The organism is Spirosoma sp. SC4-14 (genome assembly GCF_037201965.1).
GTDB lineage: Bacteria > Bacteroidota > Bacteroidia > Cytophagales > Spirosomataceae > Spirosoma.
On the sequence record NZ_CP147518.1, the window covers coordinates 7,131,702 to 7,154,732 of the forward strand.

The window sequence follows — 23,031 nt, forward strand, 5'->3', positions numbered from 1 at the left end:
ATCCTCCAAAACGATGATAGAAGCCATATTCTCTCCCGATCAATCCTACAAAGTGGAGTTCAGTGTTTATGAAATGCGCATGAGTCACTGGATCGAAAAGCCCTATCTGGTTCGGGTCGGCAACGATGAGGTCGTGTTTAGCCTGGAAAGCGACCCCTGGTCGGCCTCGAATGTCCATTGGGTCGACAACGAAACGGTCGAAATGTATCTACGCAAATATCCGGGCCGGGTTGCCTGTCGGGTACGGCTCACTCCATCGGCCAATTATGGTTCGGCCAGCAACGAAACTCAATCCCATTCCGGAACACTTACAGAGGTAAGCAACTGGATACTAACCCTTTGACTGTAAATCAACTAACAGTCTGTTTAAAACCGGTTCACGATTCGGCAAACAGGCACTAATCATGCTGGCAGTGGCCTGTTTGCCGAATCGTGAACTGCTTAAGGCTGTTTTTTCGTCATTGTATCCAGGCGTTCTCCCGCATCGTTTCGCCGTGGCTTAAACCGGATGTCGGCCCGATGTTTGCCTGCACCACTTTTAGCCTGTCTATAACTGGGAATAGCATTGTCTTTACTTTCCAGATTATCGCTCTTCGATGGTTTCGGTATTGGTTTATCCGAGCGGGCAGCCGCTTGCGTAGCACGATTACTTTTGTAGCTGGTAGCCGCTTCTGTGGTCGATTTTGGCCGACTGGCGGTATTTTTTGTCGATTGAGGATTTTGTGCCAGAGCCGTAGTGGTCATCAGTAAGGCACCGATCATTAGCTTTATCATAACGTTTGTGAGTTAGTCTATAACAAGACAACCAGTCCTGGCAATTTGTTTGGGCTGGTGCGAATCGTTTGTTTAACGGACCGTATCGATCCGGGTAGCCCCTCCCCGACGGAGCGAATCGGGTCGTAACCGACGTTGTTTCCGATCACGTTTTGGTTTCTGTTTAGGCAGCGTTGTATCTAATCCCCGCTCAAGCTCCATCCGTTGTTGCATGGAGTTATTCTCAAGCATGGGTTTAGGAGGATTAGCCCGACGGTTATCTTCGGTAGACGTAGCCTGCTGCAAAACCGGAGCCTGGTTACTTTGTGCTGCTGCACCTGTTGCAAAACCCGCAATCAACAGGCTGGCGAGCAATAAGATCCGTTTCATAACCTTGAGTTTTTGTATTCTTATTCAACCAATGGCAAAGCAGAAGGTTATCAGACGACGCCAAATTCAGACTTGTTTCGAATAGAAATCAGGCTCTGGTCCCCAATTGATTAAAAATCAAGTTTGCCCCGTATACTAATTCCGTATGGAATTTGTTTTGTCTTTGCATCTAACAGATAAGATGTCAGGCTGCGCATGTTTCTGAAACGGTTTCGCAAATCCAAACCCACAACTGATGCTGAGTATGTCTCAGCCTATCGTGCCACGGGCGATCTGGCCATATTGGGTGAGCTTTATGAGCGGCACATGGAGTTGGTGTATGCAGTATGCTACAACTACCTGCGCGATGAAGACGAGGCCAAAGATGCAGTGATGCATCTTTTTGAACAGTTGGTAACCGACCTCCGAAAACATGACGTACAGCAGTTTCAGGCCTGGCTACACAGTGTAGCCCGCAATCATTGCCTGATGCTGTTACGCAAAAATCAGGCACACCCGAAAGCCGTTCAGCTTAATGGAACAGCCGAATATGAAGCCGACGAGCACCAGCTTACCTCGCTGCGAAGCGATGAATCAGAGAATTCGATGCTCGACCGGGAAGAAGACCTGAACCACATGGAAGCGTGTTTGCAAACCCTGCCAACTGAACAGCAAACCTGTCTGAAATTATTTTATCTGGAACAGAAAAGCTACCTCGAAGTAGCCGAACTGACCGGTTATGAGTTAAAGCAAGTGAAAAGTTATTTGCAAAACGGCCGCCGAATGCTGAAAATTTGCATGAGTAAATAGCGCAGATAACCAGTTAATTCCGAGCTTTGTTTGCAATATAGACATGAACGACCAATTGACATTCGACGATTTGCGGGCTTATCAGGCAGGCCGTTTGAGCGGCCCAGCACGGCACCGGGTTGAGCGGCTACTGCTCGAAGACCCGTTCTATGCCGATGCTCTGGCTGGGCTGGAGGCTATGCAGCAAACCGCCACACCCACCTCCGAGCAATTGGCCAGTCTGCGCAATGCATTACAGGAGCGTATTCATGCTTCAGCTACTAAAAAACGACTTTGGCCGCTGTGGATTGCCACCACAACTGCTGCCATTCTGTTTATGCTGGCAATGGCTATTTATTTTATTTTCTTCGCACCCAAACACGCTCAGAAACCCCGACCGGCTAACTCTCCCAAGGCAACGGTAGAGATTATATACCCAGTCCTGACGGCTGGCTTTTTGCGGGCATAAGCCGAACTGAACTAACCAATAAACCAGTGTGTCGGTCTATTTTGAGCAAAAAAAATATCCCTAAACAGTAAAACTAATCGGGCAGAATAAAACATTTGTGAAACCCCAAACGTTTACGGGGCATATCAACTCTACCAATTAGTCTATGTTTCGCTCAATTTCGCTACGATCGCTCACCACTCTCTGCGTAGCCCTTGCTCTCTGCCTATCAACCACTTACGCCCAACAACGCTTTAGTGCAGGGCCGCGTATTGGCTTAAATTTATCCACATTACGGGGCGATGTTGCCAACTATAAAATGACTCCAGGCCTTGTTGCCGGAGCGTTTGTAATGTATAGCTCTCTAAATCACTTCGGTATATCGGCCGATCTGCTGTATTCGCAACGGGGTGGCAAATATACGGGCACTGATCCGGGCAATATTCCGGTTGAGTTTACTCAGAAAATCAATTACCTCGAAATTCCCGTAGCTCTCCGTTATTTTCTGACGCTCAACGGCAATTTCCGCCCTAACATCTTCTTTGGTCCCTCGCTGGCGGTTCCGCTCAGCGCCAAACGGGTCAACCAAAAAATAGGCGGTGCCTCACAACCAGACGTAACCAATTCGGAAGCATTCAAAAATCTGGATCTTGGCCTATTCGCCGGTTTTCAGTTGAACTTTCGTGGCTGGGGCGATCGCCAGCACTTCCTGATCGATGGCCGCTACACCTATGGCCTGGCCGACATAACAAGTCAGCCAATTGCCGGAGGCCCAGGTGGTCCTAATGTGTATAATTCAACCATTACACTAACGCTGGGCTATAGCTTCGGCGTTGGCCCCGAATACCGCAGCCGCTACCGCCGGTAGGCTCTCATATACGAAAAGCGGCTTTCAGGTGCTCTGAAAGCCGCTTTTTTCTTTTCAGCGATACGTTCTTGGATCGTCGGCAATGCGCGTATTGTCGTAGAATGTGTTTATGTAGGCCATATCGTCGGCCGTAATTGTAAAATCGAATACATCAAAATTCTCCCGAATACGGTCGCGTTTCACCGATTTAGGAATCGTAACAACATTATGCTGCAACGACCAGCGAATCAGTAATTGAAACGTACTTTTTCCATAATTCGCGGCTAGTTTCAATAAACGTGGGTCATCTTTTTTTAGACCACGCACGAGTGGTGCATACCCTTCGGGCTGAATATTCCTGGCGCGGCAATACTCCAGAACATCGGGCAAATAGCAATACGGGCTTAATTCAAACTGATTGACAGCCGGAGCGACTGCTGCAAACTCAAAAAGTTCGTCAAGGTGCGCTGGGTAATAGTTCGACACACCAATGGCCCGCACACGCCCCTCGGCATACAATCGTTCCATCGCCTTCCAGGTTTCCCGCCGAAGTTCTTTCACTGGCCAGTGTATCAGGTAAAGATCCAGTACATCGAGCTGAAGCTTCGCCAGACTTTTATCGAAAGCGCGCAGGGTTTGGTCATAGCCCTGATCGTCATTCCAGACTTTGGTCGTAACAAATATGTCCTCACGAGGCAGATTTGCTGCTTTCAACGCACAGGCTACCTCTCGTTCATTATGATAAGCAGCAGCCGTATCAATTAATCGACACCCGGCTTCAATTGCCCACTCAACTGCCTGTTGAGTTTCGCTGATATGCTGGGGAGCATAAACTCCAAGCCCCAAAACAGGCATTTGGATACCATTCGAAAGTGTAACTGTTGGAATAATCATGCTCTGGTTAGTAACCCTGTGTATCACTACATTCATTAAAGCAGCCCTATAACCGTTGGTCCGTAGAGAAGTTCTTCCTGGCCAGCCTCAACTCGCAAAATAGTTACATAAAGCACACGCTTAATAGAATTTTAATCTTTTTTTAATCTCAGACAATCTATTCGGTAAGCCCGCCCGTATAAGGTGGTAATGAGCTCATTTATGAAAAATTATTTCTACTCTCAACTTCTATGTTTTCTAAAAAACCACTTCGCCTGCTAGTCAGTCTACTGGTCATCGGCTTACTGATGACTATCAATGCCTGCCAGAACACGCAACCTGATCCTCAGGCAGATCCGGGCCATGCAAGCTCCCGCTTATCATCCGACTTCGTCGTATATGCGTTGACAGACAACAACCAACTGCTCAAATTGAATACGCAGAACCCAGGTGTTATTCTGTCGACCCTTACGGTTACGGGCATTCAGAATAACGAACGGTTAATTGGAATCGACTTCCGCCCCGCCACGGGTCAGCTATATGCTGTCAGTAATGACAGCCGTATTTATGCCATTAATCTGGCAAACGGCATGGCTACGGTTATTGGGTCGGCCCCTTTCTCACCCGCTATCAATGGCGATGTAGTGGGTTTTGATTTCAATCCCACCGTCGACCGAATCCGGCTGGTTACCAACCAGGGACAAAACCTGCGGCTTCATCCCGAAACCGGGGCAACGGCGGCTATCGATGGGGCTATCAATGGTGTTCCAAACGTGGCCATCTCGGGCGTGGCCTACACCAACAGTCGTGCTGGCGTTACTACAACCACGCTGTATGACATCGATCCTATTACGGATAAGCTTTACCGGCAGGACCCGCCTAACAATGGCACGCTGGTAGAAGTTGGATCGCTTGGGATCGATATTGCCGGACGAGGTAGTTTCGACATTTCGCCGGATGGCAACGCAGTAGCCATGTTGATCAATGGCATTACCCAGGGACTTTACCAGATAAATCTGACCACAGGTCAGGCTGAACGCCTGGGCGATTTGCCTGGATTTAGCATCGTTGGGCTGGCCATTCCGGCCGAACCCGTTGCCTATGCCATCGACCGATTCAACAATCTGGTTATTTTCAACCCCTTCGCCCCCGGTACTCCGATCACCAAAGCGTTGACGGGTCTGCCACCAAACGACATGATCTATGGCATCGATTTCCGGCCAGTCAACGGACAGTTGTATGCCATCAGCAGTTCCAGCCGGCTTTACACCATCAATACATCGAACGGAGCCGCAACCATGGTAGGCAACGGCCCCACATCACCGGCCATTACGAGCCTTGATCTGGGTTTTGATTTCAACCCAACTGTCGACCGTATCCGGGTTGTAACCGCAACGGGGCAAAATCTGCGGCTTCATCCCGAAACGGGAGCGGTAGTAGCTATCGACGGTAATCTGGCCTATAGCGATCAATCGAAGGGGGCTATTACGGGAGCAGCCTACACAAACAGCTTTGCCGGGGCCACCACAACCGTGCTCTATGATCTGGATGCGCAGCTCGACCGGCTGGTTCGGCAGGACCCACCCAATGCAGGCGGTCTGGTTACGGTAGGGTCGCTGGGAGTAAATATTGACGGAGCTACTGGATTCGACATTGGAGGCACAACAAACAATGCCTACGCCTTATTAAGAACAGCGAATGAGAATGGGGCGCCAGTCACGAAGGTTTATCAAATTAACCTGATGACTGGCCAGGCTATCCCACTGGCCGACTTCCCAATGCTGGTACGGGCAATGACCGTTGGTTTGGGGTTATAAGTTGCTTACAGAACGGTGTCGATTGCTGATGACACCGTTCTGTACAACATTATCGTTCTACTGTAAATGTGATAAATGGCTCCAGAGCAGCCGGATTCCGGAGGGTATCTTTACTGGCGGCCAGCGACACATCGACCCCAGACAGGATTTTCTTTACAGGAGTTTCCAGTTTTTTGCCGCTGATGGTATAGGGCACTTCGCTGATGGCATAGATCGCATCGGGCACGTGTCGCGGGCTAAACTGGCTCCGAAGTGTTTTCTTTATTCGCGCTACCAGCTCGTCGGTAAGCGCAAACCCATTCTGTAATACCACAAACAGCGGCATAAAATAGCGCCCTCCCGGCTGCTCCAGACCTACAACCAGGCTATCGGCAATTTCGGGCAGGCTTTCCACAGCGCTATAAATTTCACTTGTTCCAATGCGCACACCATCGCGATTGAGTGTAGCATCGGAGCGGCCATAAATAATTATGCCATTTCGCTCCGTAATCCGAATATAGTCGCCATGCCGCCAGATGCCGGGGTAAGTATCGAAGTAACTTTTTTGGTATCGTTCATTGCCCGGATCGTTCCAGAAATAAATGGGCATCGATGGCATGGGTTTCAGAATTACCATTTCGCCCAGTTCTCCGCGTACAGGTCTGGCATTTTCATCGAATGCGTCGACCTTACAGCCTAGCAACCGGCACTGGATTTCGCCTTCATAAACGGGTAATAACGGATTTCCGCCCACAAAGCCACTACACACATCCGTTCCTCCACTAAACGAAATCAACCAGACATCGGATTTCACATTTTCGTAAATCCACCGAAATCCTTCGGGTGGTAAGGGCGATCCTGTCGAGCCAATCGTTCGCAGGTAGGCCAGCCTGGTCGTATTCATTGGCTTTAGACCAGCCCGCATACAGGCCAGATAATAGGCAGCTCCCCCACCAAAGTGATTAATTCGGGCTTCGTCGGCCAGATTCCAGAGAATATTCAGGTCGGGATAACCGGCTGCGCCATCGTATAATACCAGTGTTGCACCCACCAGCATCGATCCCAGGGCAAAATTCCACATCATCCAGCCGGTTGTCGAGTACCAGAAGTATCGCTCGCCCAGCCGAACATCCTGATGCAACGCTAATACTTTGAGATGTTCGAGCAAACAACCGCCAACACTATGCGTAATGGCCTTGGGTTTGCCGGTAGTCCCCGACGAATACAACACCCAGATAGGATGTTCAAAGGGCACAGGCTCAAATATCAACTCCTCGGGGGTTGGTGTTTCGAGCACTTCCTGCCAGAGAATAGCCCGTTCGAGTCGGCTATCAGGATCAAGATACGGTAGCCAGATTACCCGTTGTAGCGTTGGCAAACTAATCCGCAGTTCACGCAGGGCCTCGGTCTTATCAACGGGTTTTCCGTTATAGGTATAGCCATCGGCAGCAATCAGGACTTTCGGTTCAATCTGCTGAAAACGGTCGACAATACTAGCAGTACCGAAATCGGGCGAACAGCTCGACCACACAGCCCCAATGGCATTGGTAGCCAGAAAAGCGATTACTGCTTCGGGTATATTGGGCAACACCGACACTACCCGGTCGCCAACGCCAACGCCCTGCTGGCGCAAATATGTGGCCACAGCATTAACCCGGCGCTCCAGTGTTTCCCAACTGATCATTGCTGGTCGCGGCCGTTGTTCCGAAGCAAAAACAAGCGCTGGGCGCTGGCTAGTTCGGTGCCGAAAAATATGTTCAGCATAATTCAGCGTAGCCCCCCGAAACCACTCGGTGCCAATCATACGCTGCTGCCCCGTTTCAAAAACCACCTGATAGTAGGGCGAATGGCTCTGAACATCAAAAAATTGCCATATACTTTCCCAAAAATCCTCCAGATCCGTTACCGACCAATCCCACAGATCGTCATAATCACGGAAATACAACCCTTTCTTTATAAAAAGCCAATCCATGTATTTTTTCAGAATCGACTGTTCAATCGTACGGCGGCTGGGCAAGTATAGCGGAGTCAATGTTGGTCGGGACATAGAATTAGTGGTTAGTCTTCAGTCGCTGGTTGCAGGGCTTTAATCGTCAGCGTTCGAGCGTTGCGAACAACCCTCAACTACCCACTAACGATTAATCGTTCTGATGGATTGTTTTTTGTATAAAATGCGTTGTGGATGAAAGTTGGATAGTAAGGTTACCAGGAAAAGCCGTAACTTTGCATCCCTTTTAAGGTAAGCTTCAGCAATTAGACTGATAATCAGCACTCCAATTACACACAGCAGTACAATTTACTGTATTTTTCCATGAATCAGGATTCAGATCAGAACGGCCGCCGTGATGGTGAGTCTCGTTCCTTCGGTCGTCGTGACGACGGCCCTCGCTTCAACAGAAACCGCAACGACGACTCGCGGGACAATAATGGTGATCGTCCGCGCTTTAGCCGGAACAACGACCGACCCGATAACGACAGACCACGCTTCAACCGGGAGCGCGATGCTAATCAAAACGACCGCCCGCGCTTTAGCCGGGAGCGCAATGATAATCAAAACGACCGCCCGCGCTTTAGCCGGGAGCGCAACGATAATCAAAACGACCGCCCACGTTTCAACCGAGATCGTAACGATAACCGCTCCGATAATTACGGTAACCGCCGGTTCGACCGCGACGATAAACCCAGCTATAACCGCGACCGCAACAACGACCGCCCTCGGTTCAGCCGGGACGACAAGCCCAATTTTGAACGCAATGAACGGCCACGCTTCGAGCGCGATGATAAACCACGTTTTGAACGCAATGAACGGCCACGCTTCGACCGTGACGATAAACCACGTTTTGAGCGAAATAACGATCGATTTGGCAACGAGCGCCGATTCAACGACCGAGCCGATGATCGGCCACGGTCGCGCACGGACCGGGGAAGCAATCGATTTGGCAATGAGTCTGAACGGTTTTCGGAGAATGACCGGCCCCGTTTCAACCGCAACAACGACGAAAGGCCTCGTTTCAGTCGCGACGACAAACCTGCTTTCAACCGCGATGAGAAGAAAGATCGGTATGCCGACAAAAAAAACCGGTTCTCACGCGAGGGAGAATCAGATTCAGAAAAACCTGCCTTTAAGCGCGTAGGCGGCTTCAATAGGGAAGCTGACGAACGGAATCGGTTCGACCGCACTAATGATCGCCGTAGCTTCCAGGAGCGCAATGATCAGGACGAACCATCGCGGTTTTCGCACGAACAACGCAAACAATCGAGCGAACGCCGGGCGGGCAAGTACAAGAAAGCACCCGACTACTCCCGTGCAGACTCGTTCACCGATCGGTTTGATAAACCCCGGAAGCCTCGTCAGTACGATAATAATGAGCAGCCCAAACGGAAAGCAGTCGATGATGGACTGATGCGTCTTAACCGGTACATTGCCAATTCGGGCGTGTGCTCACGCCGGGAAGCCGACGAACTTATTGCGCGGGGCGACATTTCGGTCAATGGCAAGATCATTACTGAAATGGGTTTCAAAGTAAAAGAAGGCGATACGGTAAAATACGGCACTAAAGTTCTAAACCCTGAGCGTTTTGTGTACGTTCTGCTCAACAAGCCTAAGGATTATATTACAACAACTGAGGACCCCGAAGAGCGCAAAACCGTGATGGAGCTGGTTGCCGATGCGGGTAATTTCAGGATGTATCCGGTGGGTCGTCTCGATCGTAACACAACGGGGCTGTTGCTGCTGACCAACGATGGCGAACTGGCCGATAAGCTGACTCATCCGTCCAACGACATCCGTAAAATCTACCAGGTCGAAATCGACAAGCCGATTACCGACGAACATTTCGAAGCCATTCGGGATGGCCTTACGCTGGAAGATGGACCAATAAAACCCGATGCGTTGAGTATCGTTACACCCGATGCGCAGGTGATTGGTATTGAAATTCATTCGGGGCGCAATCGGATTGTCCGCCGTATTTTTGAACATCTGGGCTACGAAGTAACAAAACTCGACCGCACCACCTACGCGGGCCTGACCAAGAAAGACCTGCCCCGTGGCAAATGGCGCTTCCTGGAGCCGAAGGAGGTTGTAAAGTTGAAGTATTTTAACTCATAAATGATTGAATTGTTAAATGATTGAATTGTTGAATACTTTCAGTTAAAATTCAACAATTCAATCATTTAACAATTCTCCTATGAACCACCTCTTCCCTTACGTTGAGCGTGCGTTGCTCCATCCGGGCGTAACGATCAATGAGCAATATGAGGCTCTGGACGAGGTGGCTCAGTTGGGTATGGCTGGCCTTACGGTTGCGCCATTCTGGGTAAAGAAATTCCGGCGCGAACTGGGCGACACGTATCCTACGGTTCTTTCCACCGTTATTGGGTATCCGTTTGGCTACCAACGCACCGAAGCTAAACAAACCGAAATTGACCTGGCCCTACGCGACGGTGCTACCGAAATTGAAGTAGTGCTGAACACATCGGCCCTCTTTTCTCCCTCATCCGTCTGGCTAAAAATCGAGCTGGCAAAGCTGGTAGCACAAGTACACGCCCAGGAAAAATTTTTCACGGTTATTCTGGAAACAAGCCTGCTAACAGAAGAACAACGCCTGCACATAATTAAACTGTCGGCCGATGCGGGAGCCGATTTCCTGAAAAATGCAACCGGCGCATTAAAAACACCCTTTTCATTCGACAATGCTCTCCAGTTTCGGCAACAAACCCCTAAATCACTGGGAGTCAAGATCGTTGCCGACGGTGCTTCGGAAAACCAACTCGAACAACTGGTTCGTGCCGGTATTGAACGACTAACATTTCACCAACCGTTTATATAATTTCAGTATACATTCGTTGACAAATTCTGGGTTTAGGCATAGTTTAGAGGCCTATCTATCTGTCAACCGCATGAAGTTCATCTTACCTTTTTGTTTGCTATTTTCGGCTATTTCGGCCTTTTCTCAACAAACTCCTTATCAGGCATTCGAAGTAGACAGTGTGGCCGAACCACGGGGCAGTATGGTGTATTTCAACACCTTTCTTCAGGCAAATCTCCGAAAGCCAATCACAGCCGAGGCCCAAGGCATTGGTGGGCGCGTCATTGTAAGTGGCGTTGTCGAACCCAATGGAACAATTACAGACGTTAAGGTAATCAACAAAATCAGCCCTGACTGCGACCGAGAGGCTGCGCGTGTATTTGCCCTCTTCAATGCCTGGAAACCCGCTTACAAAGGCGGACAAGCCGTTCGGCAACTGGTTAGTATGCCTATCCTGTTCAGAGCTAACGAACCGTTTATGTACCAAAATGGGGTGAAAATCGAGTTTTTTAATGCTGAATACAAACCGCTTTTTGCCGATAGTAGCCAGGCTATTTACAAACGAATTACTCCTCTCGATACAAATTACATCCCTACGGGTGATGCCGTAGTTTATGAAAGAAAGGCCGGCTCATGGAAAGAATATTTTCGACTAGCATTCTTTCGTAAAAAACAAGCCGTACCAGATTCCCCTACGAAATCGACCTATTTAATCGGTACCCAAACCTATAAACAGGACTGGGTAGGCCCTTTACTGATAGTCGATGAAGATACGAAGCGAGTTAGTGAAGAACATTATACCAACGGTAAGTTAATTGGCTCGTCCCTGACTTATCATCCGAACGGATTAGTTATCAAAAAAGTAGATGACGTCGACGGAAAATCGACCGAAATAGCCTGGTATGCAAATGGGCAAATCAAACATATAAAAACGATCAATAAAAACCGGCCGCTATTAGAACCTGAACGAGTAACGGCTTTGTGGGATTCTACGGGTCAGCAAACGCTTAAAAACGGGACAGGCCGGGTAATTTATAAGACTCGCGAAAATTCCTATAGCGATACCGCTCAATATACGGCGTTTATAGAAGAGGGGAATTATGAGAATGGCTTTAAACAGGGCCTTTGGACAGGTCGCTATGCCGATGGTTCTTACTATTACGAAGAACTATACGATAAAGGAATTTGCCAGGGTGGTAAGGCCAAAAGTGCAAAGGAAGATACAGTACATTACGAGGAGGTACTAAAAGAACCGCAATTTCCGGACGGAATGCCAGGGCTGGGCAAGTTTTTATCCTCGAATCTACACTATCCGAGTAAAGCCCAAAAGGCGAATGTTGAAGGCAAGGTTTTTATCAGTTTTGTTGTCTGTACAGACGGGACCCTATGCGATTATGAAGTACTTAAAAGCGTTCAGCAGGATTTGGATGCCGAAGCTTTGCGTGTAGTAAAAAAGATGAGTGGCAAATGGCTTCCCGGTTACCACCGCGGGCAAAAGGCTCGGGTGAAGTATAATCTTCCGATCAATTTTACACTATACTGACCATTCATCAACACTGGCCTCCCCGGTTCTTTTTATGCAGTTCACACCTATGAGAATTCCATTCTTTTTCGGCCTGTTTTTGCTCTATATTCCAGTTTTTGCCCAGCAAACACCCTACCAGCCTTTCGAAGTAGACAGTATTGCAACACCCCGTGGCGGCATAGCTGCCTTTAACACATTTATTCAGGCGAACCTTCGAAAACCGATTGCCGCTCAGGCACAGGGAACTGGTGGGGTTGTATTGCTAAGCGGTGTTCTTGAACCCGACGGCCATATTACGAACGCTACTGTTACCAAAAGTTTTCGGCCCGATTGCGACAGGGAAGCCATGCGCGTATTTAAACTGTTCAGAGCCTGGAAACCAGCCCAAAAACAGGGTAATGCGGTACGGCAAACCATCAGTTTGCCCATTATGTTTAAGCCGAATACACCCTTCAACTACGAACAGGGAGCGCAAATTAGCTACCTTGACGCCGACATTAACCTGCTTCCCGACAGTATGGCTGGCGTCAGGTTTAAGGAGCTAAACCCGATTGACTCACTGGGTATTCCAACGGGCGACCATGTTATCTATAAGCTTATAAATAACAAATGGGAAGAGTATGCCCGCGATTCGCTGGTTCGTAAACTAGAACCTACGGATGTAGCAGGCGAGGCCGTTTACACAATAGGGCATCAGTTATCGGTTCAGAAGCTAAAAGGTGTTTTGTTCACCGTTAGCACTACTGGACAGATTTTGACAGAACGCCATTTCGAAAAAGGGCAACTAACCGATGTAGCGCTTACGTATTATGCGAATGGCGTGCTTACCGAAAAGCGTGAGTATGTAGGCAATAAGCAGCCTTTTTTAGGCTGGTACCCAAACGGTCAGATTAAGCTGATTCAGGAAATTATTGCCGATACTACACCTAGCGGGTTCTTTGGTTTTCCTACTATTGATCGGGTACTGTCGTTTTGGGACAGCACGGGCCGACAATCGGTTAAAGACGGCAATGGTACAGCCACCTATTATCGATCCGTAAAATCATATACTGCTCCAACTCAGCAAACATTGCTTACAGAGCAGGGAGCTTACAAAAATTCGCTTAAACAGGGCCTTTGGACGGGCCATTATGCCGACAATTCCTATTCCTACGAAGAACAGTACGATAGAGGTGTACTGGTGTCGGGTAAATCCAGTATAGCAGGTCAGGAAACCAACGAATACAGAATCGACGACCATCCTCCCGTGTTTCCAGGTGGTATGTTAGCCTTAAGAGAATTCATAAGCAAGAATATTCAATACCCACTGTCGGCACTAAAAGATAGAGCAGAAGGCCAGGTTGTGGTCAGTTTTGTAGTTTGTGAAGATGGCACCCTGTGCGATTATACCGTTGTCGAAAAAGTTCATCCATCGTTAGACCGAGAAGCCTTACGGGTAATCAAAAAAACAACGGGGAACTGGATACCTGGCGTAAGTAACGGAAAACGGGTGCGAGTCAAATACAACGCCCCCATTAACTTCCATTTAAATTGACAGCTTCTTCGCAGCCATTCAAAGAGCCGTCGATAACAGCGAATTATGAGCAGACTGGTTGAAACCTCTGATCTGTTTGTAAATTTGCGAGATAACTCCTGCGCATATGTCGCTCAAACAAGTACCTCTCCATCATATTCATCAGCAGCTAGGCGCTAAAATCGTGCCTTTTGCAGGCTTTGAGATGCCTGTTCGCTACTCCTCCGATCTGGAAGAACACAATACCGTCCGTAATGGCGTTGGCATATTCGATGTCTCGCACATGGGCGAATTCATACTTAAAGGCGATGGCGCTCTGGCATTGATCCAACGCGTTTCGGCCAATGACGCCAGCGTTCTTTTCGACGGGAAAGTACAATATAGCTACCTGCCAAACGGTCGCGGTGGTATTGTCGACGATCTGCTGGTTTACCGCATCAGTGCCACTGAGTATATGCTCGTGGTAAATGCCTCGAACATCGAAAAAGACTGGAACTGGATTAACCAATACGCCCCCGACTACGACGTAACCCTGGTTAATGTGTCGGACGATATGAGTCTGTTTGCCGTTCAGGGACCATTGGCTGCTCAGGCACTCCAATCGCTGACATCGGCCAAACTCGATTCGATGGATTATTATACGTTCGAAAAAACCGATTTTGCCGGATATGCGAATGTAATTGTATCGGCAACGGGCTATACGGGTGCTGGTGGTTTCGAAATCTATGTTGCAAACGAGCAGGCCGTAGGCGTTTGGAATGCCATTATGAAAGCGGGCGAACCCTATGGCATCAAACCCATTGGTCTGGGAGCCCGCGACACACTCCGGCTCGAAATGGGTTATAACCTCTACGGTAACGACATTACCGATGAGACATCACCGATAGAAGCTGGGCTAGGCTGGGTTACTAAATTTAGCCACGACTTTGTGGATGCCGATGTGCTGAAACAACAAAAAGAACAGGGCGTTCCGAAAAAACTGGCTGGCTTCGAAATGATCGACCGGGGTATTCCGCGTGGCCATTACGAACTAGCTGATGCCGACGGCAACACCATTGGCGAAGTAACTTCGGGCACTCAGTCGCCTACGCTGGGAAAAGGCATTGGCATGGGTTATGTGCCCACTGCTTATAGCAAACCCGGCTCCGAAATTTTTGTAAAAGTTCGCGACCGGCTGCTAAAAGCGCAGGTTGTGAAATTACCCTTTGTGAAAAAATGACCGGGATTTATGGGATTTATCGGACCGACTTTGATTTTGTTTGATTAACTAAACGCTTCAAAGAAGCGAAACAAAATCAAAGTCGGTCCGATAAATCCTATAAATCCCGGTTCAGACACTCTTTATGAAACAAATTGATGTTTGCCTAACGCCAGATTTACTGAATTTACACACCATTGAGAATACGATTGTGGTTGTGGCCGACGTATTCCGGGCTACTTCGTGTATGGTAACCGCCTTTGCCTATGGCGTTAAAAGCATTATTCCAGTAGCTACTGTCGATGAGTGTCGGCTGTTGCAGGAACGCGGCTATCTGGCGGCCGCTGAGCGAAACGCCCGCAAGGTTGAAGGCTTTGAACTCGATAACTCGCCCTTCACCTATATGAGTGACGAGATTTATGGTGCCGATATTGCCATGACAACCACCAACGGAACCCTGGCCATTACCCGTTCGCGGGGCGCGGTAAAAGTGCTGGTTGGGTCGTTTCTGAACCTCGAAGCTGTTGCGCGGTATCTGCGCACCGAGCCCTACGATGTACTGGTTTTGTGTGCGGGCTGGAAAGGGCGCGTCAACATGGAAGATACGCTGTTTGCGGGGGCACTGGTCGATCGCTTAAAAGACGGTTATGCTATGGCTGAAGACAGTGCTATCATGGCATGGCGGCTCTATGTCCAGGGGAAAGATAATCTGCCCAGCTACCTGTCCAACTCATCGCACATCCGGCGATTGCAGCGGCTGGGTATTCAGAAAGACATTACCTATTGCCTCCAGCACGATCTCTACGACGTTATTCCTGTGTTGCGGGGCAATTCGCTCGTCAGCATGAAACTGTAAAAAAAGAGCCGACCCTTTGCGGTCGGCTTTTTGACATTGGTCGCTGATCGTTTGTTGATGGTTGGTTAATCACTACTGGCAAGTGAGTAATGACTAATCAATAAAGAGTGCCGTTAGGCTGCCACCGACACCCGTTGTTCATGCTGCAGATAGTCCATCACCCCCCGCATTGATGTTAGTTTTGAGTAGTCTTCATCGGGAATTCGGATACCAAATTCCTGTTCCAACTGCATAATCAGATCAACCGTATCGAGGCTATCGAGGCCAAGATCACGAACAAAGTGCACATCGTTGGTAATGGCGGTTTCTGCTACGCCAAAGTTTTTTAAGATCTCCGTAACACGCTCTTTCATAATAGATCTGAGATAAGGTCCGCTGCCATTGGCTAGTAACGGTTGGTTCACTGTCTTTGTTGTTTTACTAATCACATTTTAACGAAGGACCCCAAAAGTGGGATACCAGTTGCTCTCATTTTGGACAATTTCGTTATTTAAAACAAAGGCTCGCCCAATAAACGCTTCAACTCCAGTTGGTTGAGTAGAAGCTGATATTGAAAATTCAGGCGACCCAGCTCAGCCTCTTCAACGCCTGTTTCGGCACTCTGAAGTTCCACATTAGTGATTACTCCATTGCGCAAACGAGCATTGGCAATTTCGAGTGCTTTCCGGGCCTGCAACACCTGTGTTTCGAGGTTAACAAGCCGGTTCTGGTTGCTCCGAATATCAGCATTAAGCAAAGCGATGCTCTGACGCAACTGCGCATTCGCGTTGTCGACAGCATACCGGCTGGCATTCAGATTTAACTGAGCAACCTGATTCTGTAGCTTGTAGCGTTTGCCCGAATAGATAGGCGCTACAATGTTTACGCCCGCTACCATATTGGCCCGTAGTTGCTCAACATTCAGCGGATAGCCGTTTTTATACCCAGCCGACCCGCTGAAACCAATACTTGGCTGGCCCGCCCGTTGATTTACCAACAGATCTGTTTCAGCCGCTTTTACCCGATCCTGCGCTAACAGAATATCCTTATTTCCGGCTGCGGCCGTCTGAAACTGCCCATTAAGATCGAACAATTGAACCGGAGCCGAAGAAGTTCCCAACTGAAATTGCTGAGCCGACTGGTCGGTGCCCGGCTGCGCATTCCCTGTCAGATAAGTCAATGTAGCCAGTTGTCGTTCCAACTGATTCTGCAGTTCTATTTTACGGTTAATGGCTATTTTCACCCGTACCTGTTCCGACAACACATCGTACTGGAGTGCATCACCATTTTCTAATCGGGCAGCGAGCAGTTTTACATTGGCCCCGGCTGTTTTGATGACCGAGTCCTGTACGGCAATGCCCTGTTGCAGGAATCCTACGCCATAATAGGCAGCCGCTACCTGGTAGGCCAGCGTTTGCTGCGTTAGTTCGTAGGTACGCCGTAAAATCTGGACATTGTCGGTAGCCTGCCGAACAGCAGCATCAGTACGTCCAAAATCATAGATTGTCTGGCCTACCGATATATTGGTATTGATACTATTGTTAGGAGCCAGTTTGGCCACCACTTCCTGCCCGTTCAGCGGAACCGCAAATTGTGGTACGGGTGTGATGTAGGCATAAGACCCATTAAAAGCAACATTGGGGCGCATAGATGTCCGGGCAATATCGACCCGTACTTCGCCTGCCTGAAGTTGTTGCTGCTGCTGCTTCAGCATCGGATAATTGGTGTTGGCCTGTTGAACCAGAGTTCGTAACTCGTCCGGTATCTGTATAGCCTGATTCTGCGCCTGAGCAATGCCCGTTGCAGCTAGCATAATCAGTGCAATGGTGTTGAGATTCATGGTTGGAAATCGGTTTGCGGTAGTTGGTTTATGGTTGCGCTGCCATCGAAGGATGTAGGCTGATAGGCGGAGCACCCATAAACCAATTTCCAAAATCAGTGAGCGGCATCTGCTACGGCTTTTGCAGCAGCAGGGTCCATTTTTTTACTTTTGAGTAAGAACAATAAGGGGAATGAAACCACGAAGAAAAAGCCAGCCAGCTTAAACGTATCCAGATAGGAAATCATCAATGCCTGTTTCGTAATAATCAGATCAAGATTTCGATAAGCTCCCGATACGGCATCGAAAGCATTCACGCCTTTCGCTACCAGCCCCTGTGTCATCATATTTAGTCGCTCGGTCATTGTTGGATCGCCAGGTTGCAGGTTCGCAACCAGGTCGCCCCGATGAACGGCCGCGCGCTGCGTTACGTAGGTGTTGGTGATCGCTACGCCAAAGGCTCCTCCAATCTGTCGCATCATGTTTACGATGGCAATACCGGTTGGCATCTGACTCGGCTCCAGGGTCGACACCGACTGGTTAATTAGCGGTACATTTACCAGGGCCAGCCCAATACCACGGATAATCAGCGCCGTAATAAAGTCGCCGTTTGAGGCATCCATATTGTAGGTCGACATAATGAAACAGAACGACCCAAAGGCCACATAACCCAGGCTAACAATCAACCTGGGCGATACGCCTTTAGCCAGCAAGCGGCCCGTTAGGGCAAACATGGGAAGCGTAACCAAACCACCCGGAATAAGCAATTTTCCGGTCTGGGTAGCAGTTAAACCAACAATACGCTGAGCAAACAGCGGATACAGCAATACGGATGTGAACAACCCATAACCAACAATCACAACCAAAATCGAACCAATAAACAGGTTTCGATTTTTCATGACCCGCAGGTCAACTACCGGCTCTTTCGTACCACGTAGCTCCCACCATAAGAAAGCCGGCAATGTAATTGCAGCTACAGCCGTCAGCCACCGAATGGCGCTGTCGTCGAACCAGTCATCGGCTTCTCCCCGTTCCAGAACATATTGTAAGCTGCCAATTCCAATTGCCAGAAACAGAATACCAAGCTGATCAATATGAATCGATTTCCGATCGATATTGATCTCGTCCTCCTTTTTTTCGATAAACGTCGAGCTAAGCATCACGGCAATAATCCCAATTGGGACATTGATGTAGAACATCCAGCTCCAATGGTAATTGTCGATAATATAGCCACCCAGTGTTGGGCCAAGTGTTGGCCCCAGCACGATGCCCATGCCGAACAGGGCCGATGCAACAGCGCGTTGCGAAGGCGGAAAAGCATCGTACATTAACCCCTGTGAGGTAGATAATAAAGCACCACCACCTACACCCTGCAGGAACCGGAAAAACACCAGTGTCCACAAATCACTTGCGAAGCCACATCCGTAGGAAGCCAGTGTGAATAAAATAATAGAGCCTATGTAGTAGTTTTTTCGGCCAAAATACCGCTGCAAAAAACTCGTCATTGGAATCACAATAACGTTTGCAATAGCATACGACGTAACTACCCAGGCCACATCCTCGATTGTTGCGCCCAGATTACCGGCAATGTCATTTAATCCGACATTGACGATCGACGTATCAATCAGTTCCATAATAGCCGCCGAGACCGCCGTAATAACAACGATCCATCGACCAAAGCCACTTTGTTGTGCCATGATTTTTTTAAGTATCAGGAGCGAGTAGTAAGCGGTGAGAATCCGTCTGGCAGATACTGCATCATGGCTGTATCCTCTTCCCTCGCTTCTCGCTCCCCGCTCCTACTACTGATTAATTTACTACCCGAACGTCGGCATCTACGCTTAAGCCCGCGCGAAGTTGGTTTTTGTATTTTTCCGGATTTATAATTTCAATCTTAACCGGAACACGCTGGGTGATTTTCACGAAGTTGCCCGATGCATTGTCGGGTGGAAGCAGCGCAAAACGAGCACCAGTAGCCTCCGACAGCGAGGCCACGCGGCCTTTGATATCGAGATCAGGATAAGCGTCTACTTTAATGTCGACCGGTTGGCCAACCTGCATTTTCTCAAGCTGTGTTTCTTTGAAGTTAGCCACCACCCAGAACGTTGAATCGGCAGCAATGGTAAACAGCGTCTGGCCGGGTTGTACATACTGACCGGGTACTACGTTTTTACGGCCAATCTTACCGGCAATGGGCGCCGTAATGTGCGCATATCCCACTTTCAGTTTCGCATTGTCGACAGCAGCCTGCTTCACTTTGATCAGCGCTTCAATTTTCTGAATGTTAGCTCGTGCTTTGGCGATGCCAGCCTGCGCCACGCTTTCGGCCGTTTTGGCCAGATTAATCTGCTCAACATTAGCCGAATACTGACGGCTCTGCACCTCAACATTGCTCTGCGAATCTTCCAGTTGCTTTCTGGTCAGCGACTGTTCTTTATAAAGATTCTGGTCGCGCTGTAAATCCTGCTGAGCTTTGTCACGACGGGCGGCCTGCACCTGTGCATTCGACTGAGCAACGCGGGCATTCTGTGTAACGTTGCGCGCATTCGCTTCGGCGTTCTGCAAATCGGCCCGCGCCGTTGCCAGATCGGCCAATGATTGCTGATAATCAGCTTCGGCCTGAGCCAACGCTACATCATATTCCTGAGGATCAATAGTTACAAGTGGCTGGCCTTGCTTCACATTGGCGTAGTCGTCGACCGTAACGGACGTTACGTAGCCCGCAACCCGAGCCAGTACGGGGGCCGTGTTGCCCTCAATTTGTGCATTGTCGGTCGACTCATAAAGCTGACCGTGGTGATATGCCTGATAGCCAAAGTAGCCGCCTATAATCAGCACTACACCAATAATGATGCGGGGTAGATAAGTTCGAATTCCACTTGCCTCTTCAGTTGTTACTTCTGTGGTTGTTGTCGTTGCCATGATGGTATATATGCAGGTTCAATCGATTCTTATTGTGGTAATGAACAATTTCAGTAGTCAACCTGTTTGACTATTGTACAGCAAAAGTAAACTAGGTTGACTATAAAGTCAAGAAGGTTGACTATATTTGTACAATTTTTTGATGCGAAATGTTTCAGAATTTTTTATTTTGCCTTCATGATCGTGGAAACAGATAAAAATTCCTTTGATTTTAACCAGTTTCAACTGATTCGGGAGCGGTCGGTGGGGCGCCTGTTCTGGCGGCTGAAGCGGTTTACTAGTAATTATATCGAACCCCGGCTCCACGCGCTGGGGTATGCTGATTTCAAAATGAGTTATCTGATGTTTCTGTCAAATATTGACGAACATGGGACAACGAATAACGAATTGGCAAAACGAGCTTGTGTCACTAAACAGATGATGAGCAAAATTGTTGGGCTACTGGAAGACGCAGGCTATATATATACGCAGAAAAACCCCAATGATTCGCGTTCCAGCATTATTTTCCTGAATGATCGGGGTAAAGAATTATTCGTAAAACTGGAAACCTGTATGCAGGATGCCCGCACTAAATTCGACACCATTGTGGGACATGAACGCATGGAACAGGTTATCGACACGATGTCGAAACTGGTGAACGAACTGGAAAAAGACGAACAATAAGCCGACCTGAGGTGTATGATAAGATAGGAAGTATGCTGTAGAAAGTAAGGTCCAGGCTTTCCTGTGTCTTATATATATACCATACTTCATATACCCTAATTCATCCATCTCATGTTTACCGCTATAAATCCCTATAACCAGCGTAAACTTAAAACCTATCGGGCCGATACGACCGCTGGTATTGAACGTAAGCTTAAACAAGCCGACCGGGCTTTTGCCGACTGGTCGGCTTTGTTGTTGTCAGATCGCACGGCTTATCTGCGTAAAGTCGGCAACTACTTACACACGAACAAACAGCGTTATGGTGAGCTAATAACCGCCGAAATGGGCAAAACCCTTCAGGAAGCTATCTCCGAAGTCGAAAAATGCGCCATTACCTGCACTTTTTATGCCGATCATGCCGAAGCCTTTCTGGCCGATGAAGTTATTGAGTCAGATGCGGCTCATAGCTACATTACTTATCAGCCGCTGGGCGCTGTGCTGGCTATTATGCCCTGGAACTTCCCCTTCTGGCAGGCAATGCGTTTTGCGGTTCCGGGTCTGATTGCCGGTAATGTTGGCTTACTCAAACATGCTCCTAATGTGCCGGGTTGTGCGCTGGCCATCGAAGAAATCTTTCGGGAATCGGGCCTGCCCGATGGCGTTTTTCAAACCTTGCTGGTCGACGTACCGGTTGTTGAAACATTATTGAAAGACCAGCGGGTAAAAGCCGTCACGCTGACGGGTAGCGGACGTGCTGGTGCATCGGTAGCGTCGATTGCCGGTAGGCAAATTAAAAAATCAGTGCTGGAGCTTGGCGGCTCCGACGCGCTCGTTGTTCTGGCCGATGCCGACCTGGAAAAAGCCGCCGAGACCGCCGTAAAATCCCGAATGCAGAATGCAGGGCAGAGTTGCATTGCCGCCAAACGCTTCATTGTCGATAAGAAAATCAAGAAGTCTTTTACAGAACTGGTGATGCACCATATTCAGCAAATCAGACAGGGTGACCCAATGAACGAGGCCACGACAATGGGCCCGATGGCCCGGCTCGATCTGGCCGACAACATCGAACAGCAGTACCGCCAAAGCATTGTCAAAGGGGCAAAGCCACTAACCTCTGGTGCACTTCAACGCTCAGGTTGCAATGTTGAGCCAATGCTGCTCGATAAGGTAAAGCCCGGTATGCCTGCCTTTGATGAAGAAACGTTTGGACCATTAGCGGTGCTGATCGATGCCAAAGACGAAGTCGATGCCATACGCCTGGCCAATCAGTCTGACTTTGGGCTTGGCTCAGCAATCTGGACTCAGGATCAGGAAAAGGGCGATTATTTGGCCCGGCAAATTCAGGCAGGTTCGGTATTCATCAATGGCCTGATGCGTTCCGACGCGCGAGTGCCGTTCGGTGGTATTAAAACATCCGGTTTTGGTCGCGAGCTTTCGGAAGCAGGTATCAAAGAGTTTGTTAACATGAAGACAGTATGGATTGAAAAGAGCTGACGAATCACATCATACCGTTAGCTCAAACAATACACATAATCAATCGATTACGCAAAAGAAGTGTTACCTTCAAGAACGCCGATGGTATTTCCCTAACGATAGGTGTTACTGTCTACGATCAGCTTATTTGCCAATCTTTAGGTTACGTTATCACATAAAAACCATCAATCATGAAAACACTCCATTGCCGAGACGCAGGATTCGATTGCGAAGGCGTTATTAAAGCTTCTTCGGAGGAGGAAGTATTGTCGCAGGCGGCTGTTCATGCCCAGGAAGTTCACGGCGTAACGGTCACTCCTGAGCTGGCAGGTCAGTTAAAAGAATTGATCCGGGAAGAATAAGCGCTTCGCTTATGAACGAGGCCGATCAATACCAACTTACGGGCTGATCGGCCCCG

The 23,031-nt window shown here is 48.7% G+C and carries 22 protein-coding genes; 14 read left to right on the plus strand and 8 right to left on the minus strand.

All coding sequences use genetic code 11. From position 1 onward, the window contains the following. The first annotated feature begins 13 nt into the window (after positions 1–13). Entirely contained in the window at positions 14–343 is a 330-nt protein-coding gene (locus WBJ53_RS29425; protein WP_338873010.1) for a hypothetical protein, read from the plus strand. Between the two features lie 98 nt (positions 344–441). Here WBJ53_RS29425 and WBJ53_RS29430 read toward each other — a convergent pair whose 3' ends face one another. After that, positions 442–774 carry a hypothetical protein gene (locus WBJ53_RS29430; protein WP_338873012.1) on the minus strand — a complete coding sequence of 111 codons (333 nt, stop codon included), beginning with the start codon at positions 772–774 and terminating at the stop codon, positions 442–444. Positions 775–846: 72 nt separating this feature from the next. Then, a complete protein-coding gene (locus WBJ53_RS29435; RefSeq protein WP_338873014.1) occupies positions 847–1,143 on the minus strand; it encodes a hypothetical protein in 297 nt (98 codons plus the stop codon). Between the two features lie 195 nt (positions 1,144–1,338). On the opposite strand from WBJ53_RS29435, the gene WBJ53_RS29440 reads away from it, so the two are divergent. The 3 genes from WBJ53_RS29440 to WBJ53_RS29450 all read left to right on the plus strand — a co-directional run bounded on the left by WBJ53_RS29440 (position 1,339) and on the right by WBJ53_RS29450 (position 3,227). After that, a complete protein-coding gene (locus WBJ53_RS29440) occupies positions 1,339–1,932 on the plus strand; it encodes a sigma-70 family RNA polymerase sigma factor (RefSeq protein ID WP_338873016.1) in 594 nt (197 codons plus the stop codon). 43 nt (positions 1,933–1,975) lie between these two features. Further along, positions 1,976–2,380: a hypothetical protein gene (locus tag WBJ53_RS29445; RefSeq protein WP_338873018.1), complete on the plus strand. Its 405-nt coding sequence runs from the start codon at positions 1,976–1,978 to the stop codon at positions 2,378–2,380. A gap of 145 nt (positions 2,381–2,525) precedes the next feature. Further along, positions 2,526–3,227 (plus strand): porin family protein, encoded by a 702-nt coding sequence (locus tag WBJ53_RS29450; RefSeq protein ID WP_338873020.1) that lies wholly within the window; start codon positions 2,526–2,528, stop codon positions 3,225–3,227. A 54-nt stretch (positions 3,228–3,281) separates the two neighbouring features. On the opposite strand, the gene WBJ53_RS29455 is transcribed toward WBJ53_RS29450, so the two are convergent. Continuing rightward, positions 3,282–4,100, minus strand: a complete 819-nt coding sequence (locus WBJ53_RS29455; RefSeq protein WP_338873022.1) for an aldo/keto reductase — start codon at positions 4,098–4,100, stop codon at positions 3,282–3,284. A 230-nt stretch (positions 4,101–4,330) separates the two neighbouring features. On the opposite strand from WBJ53_RS29455, the gene WBJ53_RS29460 reads away from it, so the two are divergent. After that, a complete protein-coding gene (locus tag WBJ53_RS29460) occupies positions 4,331–5,896 on the plus strand; it encodes a DUF4394 domain-containing protein (RefSeq protein ID WP_338873024.1) in 1,566 nt (521 codons plus the stop codon). A 49-nt stretch (positions 5,897–5,945) separates the two neighbouring features. On the opposite strand, the gene WBJ53_RS29465 is transcribed toward WBJ53_RS29460, so the two are convergent. Continuing rightward, complete coding sequence (locus WBJ53_RS29465) at positions 5,946–7,922, minus strand: acetoacetate--CoA ligase (RefSeq protein ID WP_338873026.1); 1,977 nt, start codon at positions 7,920–7,922, stop codon at positions 5,946–5,948. A 264-nt stretch (positions 7,923–8,186) separates the two neighbouring features. On the opposite strand from WBJ53_RS29465, the gene WBJ53_RS29470 reads away from it, so the two are divergent. The 6 genes from WBJ53_RS29470 to WBJ53_RS29495 all read left to right on the plus strand — a co-directional run bounded on the left by WBJ53_RS29470 (position 8,187) and on the right by WBJ53_RS29495 (position 15,775). Next, positions 8,187–9,983, plus strand: coding sequence for a pseudouridine synthase (locus WBJ53_RS29470; protein ID WP_338873028.1), 1,797 nt, complete (start codon positions 8,187–8,189; stop codon positions 9,981–9,983). Positions 9,984–10,062: 79 nt separating this feature from the next. After that, the gene (locus WBJ53_RS29475) at positions 10,063–10,704 is read left to right on the plus strand and encodes a deoxyribose-phosphate aldolase (protein WP_338873030.1); all 642 of its coding nucleotides are present in this window, start codon (positions 10,063–10,065) and stop codon (positions 10,702–10,704) included. Between the two features lie 70 nt (positions 10,705–10,774). After that, positions 10,775–12,226 carry a TonB family protein gene (locus WBJ53_RS29480; RefSeq protein WP_338873032.1) on the plus strand — a complete coding sequence of 484 codons (1,452 nt, stop codon included), beginning with the start codon at positions 10,775–10,777 and terminating at the stop codon, positions 12,224–12,226. A 49-nt stretch (positions 12,227–12,275) separates the two neighbouring features. After that, entirely contained in the window at positions 12,276–13,742 is a 1,467-nt protein-coding gene (locus WBJ53_RS29485; RefSeq protein WP_338873034.1) for a TonB family protein, read from the plus strand. Positions 13,743–13,848: 106 nt separating this feature from the next. Beyond that, positions 13,849–14,940 carry a glycine cleavage system aminomethyltransferase GcvT gene (gcvT, locus tag WBJ53_RS29490; RefSeq protein WP_338873036.1) on the plus strand — a complete coding sequence of 364 codons (1,092 nt, stop codon included), beginning with the start codon at positions 13,849–13,851 and terminating at the stop codon, positions 14,938–14,940. A gap of 124 nt (positions 14,941–15,064) precedes the next feature. Continuing rightward, the gene (locus WBJ53_RS29495; RefSeq protein WP_338873038.1) at positions 15,065–15,775 is read left to right on the plus strand and encodes a 2-phosphosulfolactate phosphatase; all 711 of its coding nucleotides are present in this window, start codon (positions 15,065–15,067) and stop codon (positions 15,773–15,775) included. A 113-nt stretch (positions 15,776–15,888) separates the two neighbouring features. Here the strand turns inward: WBJ53_RS29495 and acpP are convergent, their stop codons facing one another. The 4 genes from acpP to WBJ53_RS29515 form a co-directional block, all read right to left on the minus strand. Then, the gene (acpP, locus tag WBJ53_RS29500) at positions 15,889–16,128 is read right to left on the minus strand and encodes an acyl carrier protein (RefSeq protein ID WP_338873040.1); all 240 of its coding nucleotides are present in this window, start codon (positions 16,126–16,128) and stop codon (positions 15,889–15,891) included. Between the two features lie 137 nt (positions 16,129–16,265). Beyond that, complete coding sequence (locus WBJ53_RS29505) at positions 16,266–17,594, minus strand: TolC family protein (RefSeq protein WP_338873042.1); 1,329 nt, start codon at positions 17,592–17,594, stop codon at positions 16,266–16,268. 95 nt (positions 17,595–17,689) lie between these two features. After that, positions 17,690–19,270, minus strand: a complete 1,581-nt coding sequence (locus WBJ53_RS29510) for a DHA2 family efflux MFS transporter permease subunit (protein WP_338873044.1) — start codon at positions 19,268–19,270, stop codon at positions 17,690–17,692. A 112-nt stretch (positions 19,271–19,382) separates the two neighbouring features. Then, entirely contained in the window at positions 19,383–20,495 is a 1,113-nt protein-coding gene (locus WBJ53_RS29515) for an HlyD family secretion protein (RefSeq protein ID WP_338873046.1), read from the minus strand. Positions 20,496–20,672: 177 nt separating this feature from the next. On the opposite strand from WBJ53_RS29515, the gene WBJ53_RS29520 reads away from it, so the two are divergent. The 3 genes from WBJ53_RS29520 to WBJ53_RS29530 all read left to right on the plus strand — a co-directional run bounded on the left by WBJ53_RS29520 (position 20,673) and on the right by WBJ53_RS29530 (position 22,975). Further along, complete coding sequence (locus tag WBJ53_RS29520; RefSeq protein ID WP_338873048.1) at positions 20,673–21,158, plus strand: MarR family transcriptional regulator; 486 nt, start codon at positions 20,673–20,675, stop codon at positions 21,156–21,158. A 111-nt stretch (positions 21,159–21,269) separates the two neighbouring features. Then, complete coding sequence (locus tag WBJ53_RS29525; protein ID WP_338873050.1) at positions 21,270–22,634, plus strand: NAD-dependent succinate-semialdehyde dehydrogenase; 1,365 nt, start codon at positions 21,270–21,272, stop codon at positions 22,632–22,634. 170 nt (positions 22,635–22,804) lie between these two features. Next, positions 22,805–22,975 carry a DUF1059 domain-containing protein gene (locus tag WBJ53_RS29530; RefSeq protein ID WP_338873052.1) on the plus strand — a complete coding sequence of 57 codons (171 nt, stop codon included), beginning with the start codon at positions 22,805–22,807 and terminating at the stop codon, positions 22,973–22,975. Positions 22,976–23,031 lie beyond the last annotated feature (56 nt).

Coding starts and splice junctions, on each gene's coding strand:
- WBJ53_RS29425 (WP_338873010.1), top strand. CDS start 14: ATGATAGAAGCCATATTCTCTCCCGATCAATCCTACAAAGTGGAGTTC.
- WBJ53_RS29430 (WP_338873012.1), bottom strand. CDS start 774: ATGATAAAGCTAATGATCGGTGCCTTACTGATGACCACTACGGCTCTG.
- WBJ53_RS29435 (WP_338873014.1), bottom strand. CDS start 1,143: ATGAAACGGATCTTATTGCTCGCCAGCCTGTTGATTGCGGGTTTTGCA.
- WBJ53_RS29440 (WP_338873016.1), top strand. CDS start 1,339: ATGTTTCTGAAACGGTTTCGCAAATCCAAACCCACAACTGATGCTGAG.
- WBJ53_RS29445 (WP_338873018.1), top strand. CDS start 1,976: ATGAACGACCAATTGACATTCGACGATTTGCGGGCTTATCAGGCAGGC.
- WBJ53_RS29450 (WP_338873020.1), top strand. CDS start 2,526: ATGTTTCGCTCAATTTCGCTACGATCGCTCACCACTCTCTGCGTAGCC.
- WBJ53_RS29455 (WP_338873022.1), bottom strand. CDS start 4,100: ATGATTATTCCAACAGTTACACTTTCGAATGGTATCCAAATGCCTGTT.
- WBJ53_RS29460 (WP_338873024.1), top strand. CDS start 4,331: ATGTTTTCTAAAAAACCACTTCGCCTGCTAGTCAGTCTACTGGTCATC.
- WBJ53_RS29465 (WP_338873026.1), bottom strand. CDS start 7,922: ATGTCCCGACCAACATTGACTCCGCTATACTTGCCCAGCCGCCGTACG.
- WBJ53_RS29470 (WP_338873028.1), top strand. CDS start 8,187: ATGAATCAGGATTCAGATCAGAACGGCCGCCGTGATGGTGAGTCTCGT.
- WBJ53_RS29475 (WP_338873030.1), top strand. CDS start 10,063: ATGAACCACCTCTTCCCTTACGTTGAGCGTGCGTTGCTCCATCCGGGC.
- WBJ53_RS29480 (WP_338873032.1), top strand. CDS start 10,775: ATGAAGTTCATCTTACCTTTTTGTTTGCTATTTTCGGCTATTTCGGCC.
- WBJ53_RS29485 (WP_338873034.1), top strand. CDS start 12,276: ATGAGAATTCCATTCTTTTTCGGCCTGTTTTTGCTCTATATTCCAGTT.
- gcvT (WP_338873036.1), top strand. CDS start 13,849: ATGTCGCTCAAACAAGTACCTCTCCATCATATTCATCAGCAGCTAGGC.
- WBJ53_RS29495 (WP_338873038.1), top strand. CDS start 15,065: ATGAAACAAATTGATGTTTGCCTAACGCCAGATTTACTGAATTTACAC.
- acpP (WP_338873040.1), bottom strand. CDS start 16,128: ATGAAAGAGCGTGTTACGGAGATCTTAAAAAACTTTGGCGTAGCAGAA.
- WBJ53_RS29505 (WP_338873042.1), bottom strand. CDS start 17,594: ATGAATCTCAACACCATTGCACTGATTATGCTAGCTGCAACGGGCATT.
- WBJ53_RS29510 (WP_338873044.1), bottom strand. CDS start 19,270: ATGGCACAACAAAGTGGCTTTGGTCGATGGATCGTTGTTATTACGGCG.
- WBJ53_RS29515 (WP_338873046.1), bottom strand. CDS start 20,495: ATGGCAACGACAACAACCACAGAAGTAACAACTGAAGAGGCAAGTGGA.
- WBJ53_RS29520 (WP_338873048.1), top strand. CDS start 20,673: ATGATCGTGGAAACAGATAAAAATTCCTTTGATTTTAACCAGTTTCAA.
- WBJ53_RS29525 (WP_338873050.1), top strand. CDS start 21,270: ATGTTTACCGCTATAAATCCCTATAACCAGCGTAAACTTAAAACCTAT.
- WBJ53_RS29530 (WP_338873052.1), top strand. CDS start 22,805: ATGAAAACACTCCATTGCCGAGACGCAGGATTCGATTGCGAAGGCGTT.